The 17009-nt window shown below is 61.2% G+C and carries 11 protein-coding genes; 3 read left to right on the top strand and 8 right to left on the bottom strand.

The window, feature by feature from the left end; all coding sequences use genetic code 11:
* Window positions 1-83 precede the first annotated feature (83 nt).
* Window positions 84-1571 (top strand): ATP-dependent RNA helicase RhlB, encoded by a 1488-nt coding sequence (gene rhlB, locus D109_RS0129150; protein ID WP_017480025.1) that lies wholly within the window; start codon window positions 84-86, stop codon window positions 1569-1571.
* Window positions 1572-1746: 175 nt separating this feature from the next.
* Window positions 1747-2883, top strand: a complete 1137-nt coding sequence (locus D109_RS0129145) for an FAD-binding oxidoreductase (protein ID WP_017480024.1) — start codon at window positions 1747-1749, stop codon at window positions 2881-2883.
* Between the two features lie 123 nt (window positions 2884-3006).
* Here D109_RS0129145 and moaE read toward each other — a convergent pair whose 3' ends face one another.
* From moaE to pap, 8 genes are all read right to left on the bottom strand, one after another.
* Window positions 3007-3456 carry a molybdopterin synthase catalytic subunit MoaE gene (gene moaE, locus D109_RS0129140; RefSeq protein WP_017480023.1) on the bottom strand — a complete coding sequence of 150 codons (450 nt, stop codon included), beginning with the start codon at window positions 3454-3456 and terminating at the stop codon, window positions 3007-3009.
* Between the two features lie 2 nt (window positions 3457-3458).
* Window positions 3459-3701, bottom strand: coding sequence for a molybdopterin converting factor subunit 1 (gene moaD, locus D109_RS0129135; RefSeq protein WP_017480022.1), 243 nt, complete (start codon window positions 3699-3701; stop codon window positions 3459-3461).
* The gene (moaC, locus tag D109_RS0129130; protein WP_017480021.1) at window positions 3698-4171 is read right to left on the bottom strand and encodes a cyclic pyranopterin monophosphate synthase MoaC; all 474 of its coding nucleotides are present in this window, start codon (window positions 4169-4171) and stop codon (window positions 3698-3700) included. The genes moaD and moaC overlap by 4 nt, the downstream gene beginning before the upstream one ends.
* Window positions 4172-4298: 127 nt before the next feature.
* The gene (locus D109_RS0129125; RefSeq protein WP_026078292.1) at window positions 4299-8033 is read right to left on the bottom strand and encodes an autotransporter domain-containing protein; all 3735 of its coding nucleotides are present in this window, start codon (window positions 8031-8033) and stop codon (window positions 4299-4301) included.
* A 315-nt stretch (window positions 8034-8348) separates the two neighbouring features.
* Window positions 8349-9743 carry a PhoH family protein gene (locus D109_RS0129120; RefSeq protein WP_010170407.1) on the bottom strand — a complete coding sequence of 465 codons (1395 nt, stop codon included), beginning with the start codon at window positions 9741-9743 and terminating at the stop codon, window positions 8349-8351.
* A 350-nt stretch (window positions 9744-10093) separates the two neighbouring features.
* A complete protein-coding gene (locus tag D109_RS0129115) occupies window positions 10094-11218 on the bottom strand; it encodes a polysaccharide deacetylase family protein (protein ID WP_017480019.1) in 1125 nt (374 codons plus the stop codon).
* Between the two features lie 766 nt (window positions 11219-11984).
* Window positions 11985-13169, bottom strand: a complete 1185-nt coding sequence (locus D109_RS0129110) for a thiolase family protein (protein WP_017480018.1) — start codon at window positions 13167-13169, stop codon at window positions 11985-11987.
* A 102-nt stretch (window positions 13170-13271) separates the two neighbouring features.
* Window positions 13272-14789 (bottom strand): polyphosphate:AMP phosphotransferase, encoded by a 1518-nt coding sequence (pap, locus tag D109_RS0129105; protein ID WP_017480017.1) that lies wholly within the window; start codon window positions 14787-14789, stop codon window positions 13272-13274.
* Window positions 14790-14943: 154 nt separating this feature from the next.
* Between pap and mnmC the strand changes: the two genes are divergently transcribed.
* On the top strand, window positions 14944-16932 hold the full coding sequence (mnmC, locus tag D109_RS0129100) for a bifunctional tRNA (5-methylaminomethyl-2-thiouridine)(34)-methyltransferase MnmD/FAD-dependent 5-carboxymethylaminomethyl-2-thiouridine(34) oxidoreductase MnmC (RefSeq protein WP_017480016.1): 1989 nt from the start codon (window positions 14944-14946) through the stop codon (window positions 16930-16932).
* The last annotated feature ends 77 nt before the right edge of the window (window positions 16933-17009 follow it).

Below are 17009 nucleotides of genomic sequence, written 5' to 3'. Positions count from 1 at the left end.
TGTAGCCGCATGACCAACGCACTACGCCGCGCCCGATTCTTGCATTACACTGGCCGGCGTACATTCCTTAACCAATTGATGAGATGACCGTGCTCAAAGCACTCAAGAAGATGTTCGGTAAAAGCGAGGCTGAGCAGCTCGCGCCAGGTTCCAGTGCCCCCGCCCACGTTCAAGGCAGCCGCAATGACGGCCAGCAGCCTGGCCGGACCGCACCTGTAGCCTCGCCAAAAAAAGAGCCGGTGACCACACCCGCCACGGTTAACGTCGCTGAAGAACCACTCGCCGACCAACCACGCCAGGAGCCACGCCAGGAAAAGCCGCGCCGTGAACGCGCGCCCAAACCTGTGGTGATTCCCTGGAAACTGGAAGACTTCGCCGTCGAACCCCAGGAAGGCAAAACCCGCTTTCATGATTTCAAGCTCGCCCCGGAACTGATGCACGCCATCCAGGACCTGGCTTTCCCGTACTGCACGCCGATCCAGGCGCAAGTGCTGGGCTTCACCCTCGCCGGCAAAGACGCCATCGGTCGCGCCCAGACCGGCACCGGCAAGACCGCCGCCTTCCTGATCTCGATCATCACCCAGTTGCTGCAAACCCCGCCGCCGAAAGAGCGCTATATGGGTGAGCCACGGGCCCTGATCATCGCCCCGACCCGGGAGCTGGTGGTACAGATCGCCAAGGACGCCGCCGACCTGACCAAATACACCGGCCTGAACGTCATGACGTTTGTCGGTGGCATGGACTTCGACAAGCAGCTCAAGCACCTGGAAGCGCGCCACTGCGACATCCTGGTGGCCACACCGGGCCGCTTGCTGGACTTCAACCAGCGGGGCGACGTGCACCTGGACATGGTCGAAGTGATGGTGCTGGACGAAGCCGACCGCATGCTCGACATGGGTTTCATCCCACAAGTGCGTCAGATCATTCGCCAGACCCCGCCGAAAAACGAACGCCAGACCCTGCTGTTCTCCGCGACCTTCACCGAAGACGTGATGAACCTCGCCAAGCAGTGGACCACCGACCCGTCCATCGTCGAGATCGAGGCACTCAACGTTGCCAGCGAGAACGTCGAACAGCACATCTATGCCGTGGCCGGTGCCGACAAATACAAGCTGCTCTACAACCTGGTCAACGACAACGGTTGGGAGCGGGTCATGGTGTTTGCCAACCGCAAGGACGAAGTGCGACGCATCGAAGAACGCCTGGTGCGTGATGGGGTGAATGCCGCGCAACTGTCCGGCGACGTGCCGCAGCACAAGCGCATCAAGACCCTGGAAGGTTTCCGCGAAGGCAAGATTCGCGTGCTGGTGGCCACCGACGTGGCCGGGCGCGGGATTCACATCGATGGCATCAGCCACGTGATCAACTTCACCCTGCCGGAAGTGCCGGACGACTACGTGCACCGGATTGGCCGTACCGGCCGTGCCGGTGCTGCGGGCGTGTCCATCAGCTTTGCCGGTGAAGACGATTCGTACCAGTTGCCGTCGATCGAAACCTTGCTGGGCCGCAAGATCAGCTGCGAAACGCCGCCGACGCATTTGTTGCGCCCTGTAGAGCGCAAACGCCCTTAAGCCGGAATGCGGTAAAAAATGTGGGAGCTGGCCTGTGTGGGAGCTGGCTTGCCTGCGATAGCATCACCTCGGTGTAACTCACATACCGAGGTGCCTGCATCGCGGGCAAGCCCGGCTCCCACATAAGCCCGCTCCCACATTTGGTTTCTGCGCTTTCAAATTCCAGGAGGAATACATGAACCAGGCCGACTACCTCATCATCGGCGGTGGCATCGCTGGCGCATCCGCCGGCTACTGGCTGTCACACCATGCCCGCGTCATCGTGCTGGAACGCGAGTCGATGCCGGGCTACCACTCCACCGGCCGCTCCGCCGCCCTGTACATCGCCGCCTACGGCACGCCCCAGGTTCGCGCACTGACCCTCGGCAGCCGCACCTTCTTCGATAACCCGCCAGCGGGTTTTACCGAGCACCCGCTGCTCACCCCTCGCGGTGAATTGCTGGTGGACTTGATCGGCGATCCCGATGAGTTGCAGCGCCACTACCTGAGCGCCAAAGCCCTGGTGCCGGAAACGCGACTGCTCGACGTCGAGGAGTCGATGGCCATGATGCCGATCCTGCGCCGGGAAAAAGTCCATGGCGGGATCTACGACCCGACCGTCTGCGACATCGATACCGATGCGCTCTATCAGGGCTACTTGCGTGGCATTCGGCGCAATGGCGGTGAAATCCATACCGACAACGATGTGCAGAAACTGATCCGTGACGCTCAAGGACTGTGGCAGGTGCGCACCGCGCAACAGCACTTCAGCGCGCCAGTGATCATCAACGCCGCAGGCGCCTGGGCCGATCACATCGGTGAGTTGGCCGGTGCACAGAAAATCGGCCTGCAACCCAAGCGCCGCAGCGCGTTCGTCTTCGCCCCGCCTGCCGAATTGAACACCCACGCATGGCCAGAACTGGCCGCCCTCGACGGCTCGTTCTATATGAAACCCGACGCCGGCATGTTCCTCGGCTCACCGGCCAATGCCGACCCGGTAGAGCCCCACGATGTGCAGCCGGAAGAGCTGGACATTGCCACGGGCATCTATCACATCGAAGAAGCCACCACCCTGACCATCCGCCGGCCTGCGCGGACCTGGGCCGGGTTGCGCAGTTTCGTCAGCGATGGTGATCTGGTCTGCGGGTTCGATCCACAGGTGGAGGGATTGTTCTGGATTGCGGCCCAGGGCGGCTATGGGATTCAGACCTCACCGGCCATGGGCCAGGCCAGTGCGGCGCTGGTGCGCGGGAAGCCGTTGCCGGATGCATTGGCGGCGTTCGGATTGACCGAAGCGATGCTGTCGCCCCACCGGCTGCAAGCCTCGACCTGACCCCAGTGGCGAGGGAGCTTGCTCCCACTGGAGTGCGTAGCGCTCCCGCTTTTTTGGGGCCGCTACGCAGCCCAGCGGGAGCAAGCTCCCTCGCCACCGCAAGCTCCCTCACCACACGCGCCGTTATTTCCAGCGGTCGGCAGCAGCGTGATCGCTGTCGCGCCCTTCCACCCAGCGCGGCCCTTCGCTGGTGTTTTCCTTCTTCCAGAACGGCGCCCGCGTCTTCAGGTAGTCCATCACGAACGCGCAGGCATCGAACGCCGCCTGACGATGGGCGCTGGCCGCCGCCACGAACACGATCGGTTCACCCGGCTCCAGGGCGCCGATGCGATGCAGCACTTCCAGCTTGAGCAGCGGCCAGCGTTGCTCGGCCTCCACGGCGATTTTGCCGAGGGCTTTTTCAGTCATGCCCGGGTAGTGTTCGAGGAACATCCCCGCCACATCCAGGCCATCATTGAAGTCACGCACATAGCCGACAAAACTCACCACCGCCCCCACGCCCGCATTGGCCGCATGCATCGCATTAACCTCGGCACCGGGATCAAACGCCTCGGCCTGCACCCGAATCGCCATGGTCAGCCTCCGGTCACTGGCGGGAAGAATGCCACTTCGTCGCCATCAACGAGCGGCTCATCCAGCGAACACAGCTCTTCGTTACGGGCGCACATCAAGCCGGTTTCGTTGAGCACTTCAAAGCCGGGGTCGCCGGCCAAGGCCTGGCGCACGGCGTCGATCGTGGCGAATTCGCCTTCAACCTCCAGCGAGTCCAGGTCCACGGCTTCACGGTAGCGCGCAAAAAACAGTACGTTGATGCTCATGCCTGGTCCGCCTTGAAATGCCCGCTCTTGCCACCGAGTTTTTCCAGCAGACGAATGGTTTCGATAGTCATGCCACGGTCCACGGCCTTGCACATGTCGTAGATCGTCAGGGCGGCGACGCTGGCCGCGGTCAACGCTTCCATCTCCACGCCGGTCTGGCCGGAGAGTTTGCAGCGGGCGATGATGTGCACCGCGTCCAGGCCATCGGCGCTGAGTTCAACCTTGACCCCGGTGAGCATCAGCGGGTGGCACAGGGGAATCAGGTCACTGGTCTTCTTTGCTGCCTGGATCCCGGCGATGCGGGCCACGGCAAACACGTCGCCCTTGGGGTGGGCGCCGTCGACAATCATTTTCAGGGTCTCGGGCAACATGCGCACCCGCGCTTCGGCCACGGCTTCACGGAACGTCACGGCTTTTTCAGTGACGTCGACCATGTGGGCGCGACCTTGGGAATCGAGATGAGTCAGCACAGGGATACTCCTGATCAGGAGCGGCAATTGTAAACCTGTGAGTCAATTTTGCGCAGGGCTGTTTATCCCATGAATAAAGGGGCGCACTGATCCCTCAGTGCGCCCCCTCACAGGCAACGATGCGGCGTTAGAAGCGGAAGGTAAATCCGGCATTGATCCCGTTGTTATTGCCCCGGTTGGACAGCAGACCGCTGTAGCTCAAGGACACCAGCGTGTCCTTGGTCAAGGCCATCTCCGCACTGGCCTTGATGACGGCCCCATCACGGGCCACCGGCACGCTGTTGACGGCAAACGCAGTGTCGCTGCCGGCAAATTTCAGCGAGGCCTCACGGTCGGTATCGCCCAACTGATGCTCCCAGCCCAGCTCACCGCGCAACGTCACGGCCGAGGTCGAGCTGACCGGCAATTGGGTATGCGCACGCAGACCCAACGTCAAGAGCGTGGCGTCCTGGCTTTGCTTACTGGCATGCACGGCCGCGGCGCCGCCTTTCTCTTTGAACGAATTGCTTTGGTAGTTCAGGTAAGTCAGGTTGGCGAAGGGCTCGACAAACGCCCATTGGGTGTAGCCGATTTCGCCGAACACCTGATCGGTGCGAGCACTGTAGTCGGCCTTGTCGTAGTCCGACTGGTTGGCGTAAGCCACTCGCCGCGAGCTGTCGATACGGTGCCAGCTGGTGGCGCCGCCCAAGCGCAGAGCGACGGCCTCGAAGCGTTTACCGCCGTAGACCGACAGGTGATAGTTATCGCTGTCTGCCGATGCCGAGGCGTCGCCATTGAGGTGACTCTGGGTGTAGCCGGTCGCTGCGCCCAAACGCCAGCCGTCGCCGACCTCGGTGTCCAGGCCGAGCAGCACACCGCTGGTGGACGAGGAGTAGCCACTGGCGTTGTTGTCACCGCTGACGTTATCGCGACCGCCCAGCAGTTGCACCCAGCCGCCGTTGTCGCTGGCCTGGATCTGCGCACTGGAGTCCAGTGCCTGAGCTTGTTGCAAACGGCCGTTGACGGCTTCGCGAATGTAACGACTGTCGGCCATTTGCGCCGCCGCCACATCCGAGTGCAGTTGCCCCGAGAGTTGCTTGAACGCGTCCCGCGCCTGGGCCACCGAATCTGACGCCAGCAGGCTTTCATACACGGGGCTGCCGCTGCCCAAGGCCTCTACTGCCGTGGCCACGGCGCGTTCGTTGCGGGTTTGCGCGACGCTGGCAAAGGTCGTCTGGTTGCGCTCCACCGCAAGGCTCAGCAGGTTCGGCTGATAGTTCAACTGGGTGCCGATAAACAGGTAGTCGGGTGAGATCGCCGCAAACTGGCCATTGATGCCTTGGTTGGCGCTGAGGATGCTGTACTGCTGGCCCAGCAGGCTGCGGGCCTCGGTGGCGGACAGCAGATTGGGGCTGTTCTCCAGGGAAACGGTGACCACACCGCCATTGAGGGTGGCGACGCCGCTGCTCTGAATCTGATCGCTTCGCCCGTTCGGACCAACCTCCACGGCGTACACCGAGCCAGAGTTGAAGGTCACGTCGCCCGTGTGCAGCGTGCCGATCGAATGCCCCGGCGCCACGCGGCCACCGTTGTTGACGATTAAGGCGCCCACCGTGCCGTTGCCGGCCAGCGTGCCGCCCTGGGTGGTGGTCACACCGTTATCTGCGTTCACCGTGCCCACCGCGCTGCCATCCACCGTCACAGCCGAGGTCAACGCGCCGTCCACCGACAGCTTGCCGCCGCGTACCCAGGTGCTGCCCGAATAGGTGTTCTGGCCTTCCAGCACCAGTTCACCGTCTCCGGACTTGGCCAGGCTGCCGACGTAGGTGTTGCCGGTGACTAGGTCCTTGCCGCGTGCCAATGTCGCCTGCTCCCGCGCGCTGCCGATTTCGTATTGAAACTGATCGTCCGCCGACGCATTAGCGGGCAAGCCGTTGAGCCAGCCTTTTTGCTGTTTGGTGGTGGTCCAGGTCGCCTGTTCGGTGGCATCTTCCAAGCGACGGGCGCGGATTGCCTCGTCGGAAATCGGGTTAGCCCAGATATCCCGAGTACCGGTGGGCAATGCCACCGCCACCGAGCCGAGGAACTGCCCCGGCCCCTGCATGGCTTTTTGCAGGTTGGGCAAACCCCAACCGCTGACCACGCCGGGCACTTGCGGCGTACCCGGCGCAGCATCGTGCACCGGTTGCAGGTTGTCGTAGGTGCGGCCACCGGTCTGGTCTCCCACCGGCGTGTCCGGACCGTCCGGCGCTTGCAGGCTGGAGGTGGTGAGTAACACATCGCGGGCCTGGCTGGCGGTCATGTAGGGGAAGCGTTGGATCACCAGGGCCAGGGCACCGGAAACGCTCGGCGCGGCGGCGGATGTGCCGTTGGCATTGGGGATAATTTCACCTTCGGGCCCAGTGGATGGAATCCCCGAAACGCCCATCACACACCACCACTTCGAGGTGCCGCAGCGGTTGTACACCTGGGCGCTGGTCTCGTCGTAACCGGTGATCGAAAGGAATTTGGCTTCGATGTCGGGCTTGAAAAACGGCAGGTTGGCGTTGGTATCCGGGTTGGCCCCGTGGCTGTCGTTGCCTGCCGAGATGATCTGGATAAAGGTGTTTTGCCGCGCCGCGTCGGCCATCGCGTCCATCCAGGTTTTCTGCCCGGCGTGGGCCTTGTCCCAGAACGGGCGATAGGCGGCGGTCATGTCGCGCAAGTTGTCCGCCGCGCTGTCGCCGACATTGCCGAAGTGGTTCTCCACGTCGTTGCGAGAGTTTTGTCCCCAGCTCTGGTTGACGATCGACACATTCTTTGCGGCCAGGGCGTTGTAGCTGGCCATGAAGGCGTTGTAGTCGAGGTCATTGGAACCCTGGAAACGGTTGTCATCGGTGCCGCCGGTATTGGCCACAAAGATGTTTGCGTCAAAGGCAATGCCATGCATGCCCGTGCCGTTGCGACTGGCGCCCAATACACCGGACATTTCCGTGCCGTGGCCGTCGTTGATGACCGGGTCGTACTCGCCGGAAATACTGAAGTGCTCGCCCTTTTGAAACTCACCATCCGGGGTGTCGTGGAGATAGCGCGGATGGGTGGCGTAGTACTCACCGGTGGAAGTCACCGCCTGCACCCGATCCTGGCCCTGGGCGTTCTTGCCCTGGAACTCGAAATGCTCGGTGAGGATGCCCGAGTCCAGCACGCCGACATTCACGCCCTTACCAGTCATGCCCAAGGCATAGGCGTAATACGCATTGGTGCGGTCCAGGCCGGAGTTGACCTGGGCTTCCGGGGTCTTCCAGGTTTGCGCGTTGGCGCTCCAGTCACGTGTAGCGCCCGCCCAGGATTGACCGGCATTCAGTTGCCCGTTGAGGTTGCTGCTGACGCCCGGTTCTACATAGACATAGGGCTTGGCGGCGGGCAGATTGGCGATGATGGCCTTGGAAAAATCGAGAATATCGGTGGTGTAACGGCCGCTGTTGCTGAACAACCGGCTGCGGTAATAGTCCAGACGCGAGGCATAGTCCAGCGGCCGTTTGGTGTCGCCGAGCATCGCGCCAATCGTCAGGTTTTCCGGCTGCAGTTCGTAGTGTTGCTTGAGGGCCGAATCGAACTTGTCGGACTGCGCGGCAAAGTCCTTGGCCGCGAGGTCAACGATGTCCGCGTAGGCAAACCGCAGGTTCTTGTAGACATCGGTGTTGGGGCCAAACGAAGCAACCGCGTTCCTGAAGGCCGACTCCAGCACCTGAGCCGTGTAGGGGTTGCTGTCATCCGCCCGGGCCATGGGACCCTGGCCCAGCCATAGCGCCAATCCGAGTGCGATGGGTGTGAGGGGTATCGATTTGAAACCTGCAGTGCCTTTGCGCTGAGGCAAAGTAGAGCCATTACCTGCTACGTCCATGTTCCTTTCCCTTTAGATAAGTGCGTCGTCAATGAGCGATGTATCGGGCTTTTTGTAATAGGCAGGGTCACGCTGAAACCCGTAAGAGGTCTCCAATGCGTCGTCGAATTGATGAGGCGGTTGTCCGACGGAGCCGAGCGTCGTTTTTATTCTGTTTTTTGTGCCGGCCAAAAAATGTAACAAAATAATTACAATCGCCACAAGCACATAAAGGCAGGTCAAGGAAAACAAATTTCACCCACAGCAAAAACCCCGGACTTCGTGAGAAATCCGGGGTGGTTCGTGGCATTTAGCCACCAGTTAAGACATTTGTGTTTACAGATGCGACTCTGCGTATTCAGCCAGAATCGAGCGAGGGACACCTTGCAGGGCGATATGCACGCCGTTCGGGAAGTCCTTGAAGCGTTCCGTCAAGTAGGTCAGCCCGGAGCTGGTCGCGGACAGGTAAGGGGTGTCGATCTGTGCCAGGTTACCCAGGCACACCACTTTAGAACCGGCGCCGGCACGGGTGATGATGGTTTTCATCTGGTGCGGCGTCAGGTTCTGGCATTCATCGATCAAAATCAGGCTTTGCTGGAAGCTGCGACCTCGAATGTAGTTGAGGGATTTGAACTGCAACGGCACTTTGCTGAGGATGTAGTCGACGCTGCCATGGGTGTTTTCGTCATCCATGTGCAAGGCTTCGAGGTTGTCGGTGATCGCCCCCAGCCACGGCTCCATTTTTTCCGCTTCGGTGCCGGGCAGGAAACCGATTTCCTGGTCCAGGCCCTGCACGCTGCGGGTGGCGATGATGCGGCGATAGCGCTTGGTCACCATGGTCTGTTCGATGGCGGCAGCCAGGGCGAGGATGGTTTTCCCCGAACCTGCGGCGCCGGTCAGGTTGACCAGGTGGATGTCCGGATCAAGCAAGGCATACAGCGCCAGGCTCTGGTAGATATCACGCGGTTTCAGGCCCCAGGCTTCCTGGTGCAACAGGGGTTCCTGATGCAGGTCGAGGATCAGCAGCTTGTCGACTTGGATCTCTTTGATCCAGCCCACAAAGCCCTGTTCATCGATGATGAATTCGTTGATGTGCACCGCCGGCAGGTTGTCGATCAGCTGTACCTGGTGCCAGGTGCGGCCATGGTCCTGACGGGTTTCGACCTTGCTGACGCGATCCCAGAACGAGCCGGTCATGGTGTGATAACCACGGGACAACATCGACACGTCGTCGACCAGTTGGTCGGTACTGTAGTCCTCGGCAGCGATCCCACACGCTCGTGCCTTGAGGCGCATATTGATGTCTTTGGTCACCAGCACCAGGCGCAGGTCCTTGTCGCGTGCGTGCAGGTCGATCAATTGGTTGATGATTTTGTTGTCGTTCAGATTTTCCGGCAGCAGGCTATTGGGCTCGCTGCGTTTGCTCATCAGAATCGACAGCAAGCCCTTGGGCCCGCTTTTGCCACGCTGGATCGGTACGCCCACCTCGACATCGTCGGGGGAGGCTTCGCCGAGGGTCTTGTCGATCAGGCGGATGGCCTGGCGGCATTCGGCGGCAACGCTGTGGTGCCCGCTTTTGAGTTTGTCGAGCTCCTCAAGCACGATCATCGGGATGGCGACGTGGTGTTCTTCGAAGTTAAGCAGTGCGTTTGGATCGTGAATCAGTACGTTGGTATCAAGCACATAAAGGATTGGCTGGTCGGAAGAAGGGTTACGTCCATGATCATCCATACTCGGTCACCTTTGTGGGAGCCAGTCGACGCAATACCACGACAGTGCTGCGCCTCGATTCGACCGTCGAACGCACTTGAGGGGCGTCAAGTGCGGTGCACACAAGAGGTGTCTTGGAAGACGCCACCTGTGTTGCAGGTTTCGGCTGTCTGTCTTCGTAATACCGCAAAACACATGACAGGAAAAAGCACTTTGACGCTTTTTTGAAGTTTATTTTTCAGGATGACGAATAGCACTAGGCGAGCCGGCATTGCACCGTTAAAGTCGGAAGTCCGCCTGTATCGAAATATCTCCCAAATTCTCCCCTAAAAAACCTCAGCCCCAACAGGGCCGGGCTCTTTGTGCTTTTTTCAGCGAAACGCTTCCCGGCAATCCTGCCAGCCGAGTCCACTTTCTGCCGTGGCGTGCAAAAGCCAGGGTAATGCGATGCGTGCCTTGTCCTGGGTGTCGTGGAATACGATCATCCCGCGCCGCCACAGCAGCATCAGCGTGAGCACCCGGTTGGCCGATTCGTCGGCCTTGAGCTTGCCGGGTTCGTCTTCTGAATCGATGTCCCACAAGGCCACTTGCAGCCCTTGTGACTGGAAGAAGCCTTGGCTGTCGGCCCGGCGCTGGCCGTAGGGTGGGCGGAACAGCGGTACGTAATTTTCCGGCATCAGGTTCTGGGCCAGAGAGGCGCTGCGGGTGATGGACGACTGCCAGTCGACCCAGTGGCTATGGGAGCGGTATTGCCAACCCTGGGTGCCGACGCACTGGCCCTGGTACAGCGCCTGCACATCGGTGGCCGAGCTTTTCTCGACGCGGGTTTGCAGGCTGTTGCCCAGCACAAAGAAAAGGCTGTGCATTTTCTGTTTGCGCAGGTAGTCGGTGAGCCAGTCGGTGTTGCCGCTGACGGGGGATGGGCCGCTGTCGAAGGTCAGCAGGAACATCCGGTCGTTGAGCTCGTCGCCGTTGCGTTCGTGGTCGCCGAAGCGGGCGATTTCGCTGCTGATCTGGGGGAACAGGGCGGCCTTGCGCAACTGTTCATCCAGGTAGCGTTCGTGGAATGCGCGACTGGGGCCGGCCCAACCTATATAGAAGGAGTTGTCGCTCACTTCAAATTTGGCGGCTTGTTCGCGCAGGTCGTCCATGTTTTCCACTAGGTAGCAGAAGGAGGCGTCCTGTTCGCAGCTTTGTTGGGCGAAGGTGTAGTTTTCCAATAGCCGTTGCCACAGTTGGCGGCGCAGGTCGTCGATGGAGGCCAGATTGATGATCTTCAGGCCCAGGCGCTGCTTGAGGGCGGGCTCGTCGAGGGCTTCGCTGGCCAGCAAGGTGTGGGCGAACATCAGGATTTCTGCGCGTGAGGCGACGTCGAACAGGGCGGGATTGCTGAGGCGTTCGGGCCAGGTGCCGCGGTCCAGGGTCGCGACGTCCACGGGGGCGGCTTGGGCGCCCAGGCAGATGAGCCAGGCTGACAGTAAAAGCGCAATTCGCACGAAGGGTCTCCCTTTCCAGAGTCGTCGGGCACTATAGCCGATCACATTGGATTGGTTGGTGTGCATATCCGTTGCTGCGGTAACCGCCGCTATTGGTTCCGCCCTTACGGCGGCTCACTTTTGAACAGCGCAAAAGTAAGCAAAACGCTCTTGCCCCACCACTCGGCACCTCGCTTGGGCTCGGTGTGCCCAGCGTGGTTTAACGGGGCGCCTAAGATCAAGATCAAAAGCAAGAGCACAGCGGCCTACCGGCCGGCTTGAGTGTTTTAGAGCAACAGCAAAATCAAAAGCTAAAGCGGGCACGGTCCAAATGTGGGAGCGGGCTTGCTCGCGAAGGTCGTTAACGATGACGTGGGCATTCTGAATGAACGCGGCGACCTCAGGTTTTTCGCGAGCAAGCCCGCTCCCACAGAAAAGCAGATCTGTTTTCGCTCTGGATCTTGCCTTTGCTTTTAACACTCAAGCCGGCCGGGAGGCCGCTGTGCTTTTGCTTTTGATCTTGATCTGACTGCCCCATTCAGCCCGAGGCCGAACGCAGGCAGTGCGGAGCGGGTAAACCGGCAGGACGCCGGTTTAGCCGCGCCGGGCCATGGATGGCCCGTCGCGGCGGCCCGCTTCGCGGTGCCGGAGTGGAACACCGAGCCCCAGCGAGGTGCCGACAGGCGGGGCAGAGCGTTTTGGTTACTTTGCCGCTTTTGCAAAGTGACTCGCTGTAAGAGCGAAACCATAGGCGGCCGTTACCTAAATAACGGATATGCCCCCCAACCTACCGCACCGCCTCAAACAACCCAGTAGCCCCCATCCCACCCCCAACGCACATAGTGACAATGCCGTAACGCAACTTACGCCGCTGCAACTCACGCACCAAATGCCCCACCTGCCGCGACCCCGTCATCCCAAACGGATGCCCGATGGAAATCGACCCACCGTTGACGTTGTACTTGGCGTTATCAATTTCCAGCCGATTACGCGCATACAGACACTGCGACGCAAACGCCTCATTCAGTTCCCACAAATCAATATCCGCCACCGCCAGCCCACGGGCCTTGAGCAACTTGGGCACCGAAAACACCGGCCCAATGCCCATCTCATCCGGCTCACACCCCGCCACCGTAAACCCACGGAAAAACGCCTTCGGCTTCAGCCCTAATTCCAGGGCCTTCTCCAGGCTCATCACCAGTGTCATGGAAGCCCCATCAGACAACTGCGACGAATTCCCCGCCGTCACCGACCCATCCTCGGCAAACACCGGCTTCAACCCCGCAAGACTGGCCAAGGTGGTATCCGGACGATTGCAATCATCCCGATCAACCACCCCGTCCAACACCTGCACCGCGCCGGTGTTCTTATCCTCGACCTTATACTTCACCGCCATCGGCACGATTTCATCATCAAACAACCCGTCAGCCTGGGCCTGAGCCGTACGCTGCTGGCTTTGCAGCGCATACAGATCCTGCTCTTCACGACTCACGTGATACCGCCGCGCAACAATTTCCGCGGTCTGCCCCATAGGGAAATAGATACCCGGCACCTGCTCCTTGAGCAACGGATTGATCAGGTTATCGGTGTTCACGCTTTTCATGGTCAAGCTGATGGACTCAACCCCACCGGCCACGATGATGTCGCTGCAACCGGACGCAATCTGGTTGGCCGCAATGGCGATCGCCTGCAAGCCCGAAGAACAGAAACGGTTAAGGGTCATGCCCGCCGTGCCGGTGCCCAGTTGCGACAACACCGCCACATTGCGGCCGATGTTGTAGCCCTGGGCACCCTCGTTGGAGCCCGCACCGACGATGCAATCCTCGACCGTGGCCGGGTCGATGCCGTTGCGGGTCAGCAGCGCGTTGACGCAATGGGCAGCCATGTCATCGGGACGGGTCTGGTTGAACTTGCCGCGAAAGGACTTGGCCAGGCCGGTTCGCACGCTGTCGACGATCACTACTTCACGCATGGGCTACCTCTATTGTTGGGGTTGTTGAGAGATGGATCGAGCATAGATCCCGCCCTCTTCAACCGCGACAATCATTCACCCCGCGTATGCAAAAGCATGGCGCTACTTCTTCTTGTCCTTCTTGTCGTGCTTGTCCGTTTTGTCGAACGCTTCTTCCAGCGCCCGGTTGATGGTGCGCAACACCTTCACCCGCGCCCAGCGCTTGTCATTGGCTTCCACCAGCGTCCACGGGGCAATCTCGGTGCTGGTGCGGTCTACCATGTCACCCACCGCCGCCCGGTAGTCGTCCCACTTGTCGCGATTGCGCCAGTCATCCTCGGTGATCTTGAAGCGTTTGAACGGGATTTCCTCGCGGGCCTGGAACCGCTCCAACTGCGTCTGCTTGTCGATCGCCAGCCAGAACTTGACCACGATCACCCCGGCGTCGCGCAGTTGCTCTTCGAAGTCGTTGATCTCGCCGTAGGCGCGCATCCAGTCCGTCGGCGTGCAGAAGCCTTCGATGCGCTCCACCAGCACCCGACCGTACCAGGAGCGGTCGAACACGGTGAACATGCCCCGCGCCGGAATTTTCTGCCAGAAACGCCACAGGTAAGGCTGGGCGCGTTCGTCTTCGCTGGGCGCGGCAATCGGCACGATGTGGTACTGCCGGGGGTCGAGGGCGGCCGCCACACGGCGGATCGCGCCGCCCTTGCCCGCCGCGTCGTTGCCTTCAAATACCGTCACCAACGCGTGCTTGCGCATGCGCTTGTCGCGCATCAGCCCGGAGAACCGCGCCTGTTCGGTAATCAGTTGTTCTTCGTAATCGTCCTTTTCAAGGCTCAGGCTCATGTCCAGGCTGTTCAGCAGGCTCATCTGGTCAACCGCCGACGGCAGCGGCGCCGGGTTCATGCCGCTGACTTTACCCTTGGGCACTTTCAAGGCGTTTTGCAGGCCCTCCAGCAGGATCTTGCCGACGGTCAGCCCACGGTAATGCGCATCGACGCCTTCGATCACAAACCACGGCGCATAGTCACGGCTGGTGCGGCGCAGGATCCGCTCACCGAAATGCACGAACTTGTCGTAGGTCTTTGATTGCTGCCAGTCCAGCGGGCTGATGCGCCAGCTGTGCAGTGGGTCGTCCTGCAAGGCCTTGAGCCGGGATTTCATCTGCTTTTTGGACAGGTGAAACCAGAATTTGAAGATCAGCGCACCTTCGTCACACAGCATCTTTTCCAGGCGCTCGGCACCGGCGATGGCCTGGTCGAGCCGCGCATCCTTGATCTCGCCATGGACGCGACTCTGCAGCATCTGGCTGTACCAGTTGCCGAAAAAGATGCCCATGCGGCCTTTCGCCGGCAGCTGGCGCCAGTAGCGCCAGGCCGGCGGGCGGGCCAGTTCTTCGTCGGTCTGCTGGTCGAAGGTGCGCACTTCGATCAGACGCGGGTCCATCCATTCATTCAGCAGTTTGACGGTTTCACCCTTGCCGGCGCCTTCGATGCCATTAATCAGGATGATCACCGGGAAGCGCTTCTGCTGCTGCAGTTCGTACTGCACTTCCAGCAAGGCTTCGCGCAATGCGGGTACTTCGGCGTCGTAGGTGTCTTTGTCGATGGCGTGACCGATTTCGGCAGATTCGAACATGGGCGGCTCCGTTCCAGAATGAGGCAAGACTAGCGGATTGGACGGTGCAGCGCCGGAGGAAATTCCACACCCGGTTGTCATGGATCAATGACACCCCTGTTGATCAGCTAGAATGGCCGCCTTGTCTTTGCCTGCCGTATTTTATGAGCCGCCCATGAACCCCGTATCCCACGCCCAGCTCGACTGGGATGACCAAGGCCGCCCGCACTCGCGGGTGTTCGACGACGTGTACTTCTCCGACAAGTCGGGCCTTGAAGAAACCCGCTACGTGTTCCTCGAACAGAACCGTTTGCAGGAACGTTTTGCTGCGCTGCCCGTGGGTAGGCGGTTGGTGATTGGTGAGACCGGCTTTGGCACCGGGTTGAATTTCCTGTGCGCCTGGCAGTTGTTCGAGCAACACGCAGTGCCGGGCGCACGCCTGCATTTTGTCAGCGTGGAAAAGTACCCGCTGAGCCACGCCGACCTGCAACGCGCCCTCGCCCTCTGGCCGGAACTAGCACCGTTCGCCGAGCAACTGCTGGCGCAATACATCGCGATCCATCAGGGCTTCCAGCGGCTGGTGCTGGATAACGGTCGCGTCACCCTGACCCTGTTGATCGGCGATGCCCTGGAGCAATTGCCACAGCTGGACGCTCAGGTCGACGCCTGGTTCCTCGACGGATTCGCCCCGGCCAAAAACCCGGACATGTGGACTGCCGAGCTGTTCGCCCAACTGGCGCGCCTGGCGGCGCCGGGCTCGACCATCAGCACCTTTACCAGCACCGGCTGGGTGCGCCGGCTGATCAATGGGGCCGGGTTCAAGATGAAGCGCACCCCGGGCATCGGCCACAAGTGGGAAATCCTGCGGGGCGAGTTTCTCGGCTGGCCCACTGAAGCGCCCGCGCCTGCCGCGGCAAAACCCTGGTTTGCGCGCCCGCCTGCTGTGGCTGGTGAACGCCATGCCCTCGTCATCGGCGGTGGCCTGGCCGGTTGTGCCACGGCCGCCAGCCTGGCGGCACGGGGCTGGCGGGTCAGCTTGCTGGAACGCCATGCAGCACTCGCCCAGGAAGCCTCCGGCAACCCGCAAGGGGTGTTGTACCTCAAGCTTTCCGCCCACGGCACGGCACTGTCGCAGTTGATTCTCAGCGGTTTCGGCCACACGCGGCGCTTGCTGGAACACCTGCAACGTGGCGTGGATTGGGATGCCTGCGGCGTGCTGCAACTGGCCTTCAATGCCAAGGAAGCCGAGCGCCAGGCACAGCTGGCCAGCGCTTTTGCCCCGGACCTGTTGCACCTGCTGGATAAAGAGCAGGCCCAGGCGCGCGCCGGAATAACCCTGGAGCAAGGGGGCTTGTTCTTCCCCGAGGGCGGCTGGGTACACCCGCCCGCGCTGTGCCAGTGGCAAGCCAGGCATCCGCTGATCGAGGTGCTGCAGCACCATGACGCCCTTGAGCTCAAAGAGGTCGACGGTGAGTGGCAGGCGCTGCAGGGCGATACGGTTCTGGCGCAGGCCAGTGTGGTGGTGATGGCCGGTGCCGCCGAGATCAAGCGGTTTTCCTTCAGCGCTGACCTCCCCCTCAAACGCATCCGCGGGCAAATCACCCGGCTGCCGCAAACAGCGCAAAGCCAGGCGTTGGCCACGGTGGTGTGTGCCGAAGGTTACGTCGCCCCGCCACGCCTGGGCGAGCATACCCTCGGCGCCAGCTTTGACTTCAAGAGCGACGACCTTACGCCCACAGTGGCCGAGCACGTGGGCAACCTTGAGATGCTGCGGGAAATCTCCCTCGACCTGCTGCAACGCCTGGGCGCCGACAGCCTGGCACCCGAACAGCTCGAAGGCCGCGCCGCCTTCCGCTGCACCAGCCCGGACTACTTGCCGATCGTCGGGCCGCTGGCAGCACGCGCGGCGTTTGATCACACCTACGCCGCCCTCAGCAAAGACGCCCGACATATACCTGACGCGCCCTGCCCGTGGCTGCACGGCCTATATATCAACAGCGGCCATGGCTCACGGGGGCTGGTCACCGCGCCCCTCTGCGCCGAGCTGCTGGCCGCCTGGCTCGACAATGAGCCGCTGCCGCTGCCGCGCAGTGTCAGCGAAGCCTGTCACCCCAATCGCTTCGCGCTGCGGGCGCTGATTCGCGGTAACCCAGGCAAATCCTGAGGGCCAAGACGGGCCCACAGCCCGTCAAGGCTCATTGCCTTATAACGTATTGTTCTAAAACTCCCACAATTTACCCG

The sequence above is a fragment of the Pseudomonas sp. PAMC 26793 genome, from assembly GCF_000313235.1.
In the GTDB taxonomy this organism is placed as follows: Bacteria; Pseudomonadota; Gammaproteobacteria; order Pseudomonadales; family Pseudomonadaceae; genus Aquipseudomonas; species Aquipseudomonas yamanorum.
The sequence above is the reverse complement of the archived record's forward strand: the minus strand, read 5'-3'. Positions and strand labels throughout refer to the sequence as shown.

Excerpts from the sequence above, each read along its gene's own strand:
- rhlB (WP_017480025.1), top strand. The coding sequence starts at position 84 with ATGACCGTGCTCAAAGCACTCAAGAAGATGTTCGGTAAAAGCGAGGCT.
- D109_RS0129145 (WP_017480024.1), top strand. The coding sequence starts at position 1,747 with ATGAACCAGGCCGACTACCTCATCATCGGCGGTGGCATCGCTGGCGCA.
- moaE (WP_017480023.1), bottom strand. The coding sequence starts at position 3,456 with ATGGCGATTCGGGTGCAGGCCGAGGCGTTTGATCCCGGTGCCGAGGTT.
- moaD (WP_017480022.1), bottom strand. The coding sequence starts at position 3,701 with ATGAGCATCAACGTACTGTTTTTTGCGCGCTACCGTGAAGCCGTGGAC.
- D109_RS0129125 (WP_026078292.1), bottom strand. The coding sequence starts at position 8,033 with ATGGACGTAGCAGGTAATGGCTCTACTTTGCCTCAGCGCAAAGGCACT.
- D109_RS0129120 (WP_010170407.1), bottom strand. The coding sequence starts at position 9,743 with ATGGATGATCATGGACGTAACCCTTCTTCCGACCAGCCAATCCTTTAT.
- D109_RS0129110 (WP_017480018.1), bottom strand. The coding sequence starts at position 13,169 with ATGCGTGAAGTAGTGATCGTCGACAGCGTGCGAACCGGCCTGGCCAAG.
- pap (WP_017480017.1), bottom strand. The coding sequence starts at position 14,789 with ATGTTCGAATCTGCCGAAATCGGTCACGCCATCGACAAAGACACCTAC.
- mnmC (WP_017480016.1), top strand. The coding sequence starts at position 14,944 with ATGAACCCCGTATCCCACGCCCAGCTCGACTGGGATGACCAAGGCCGC.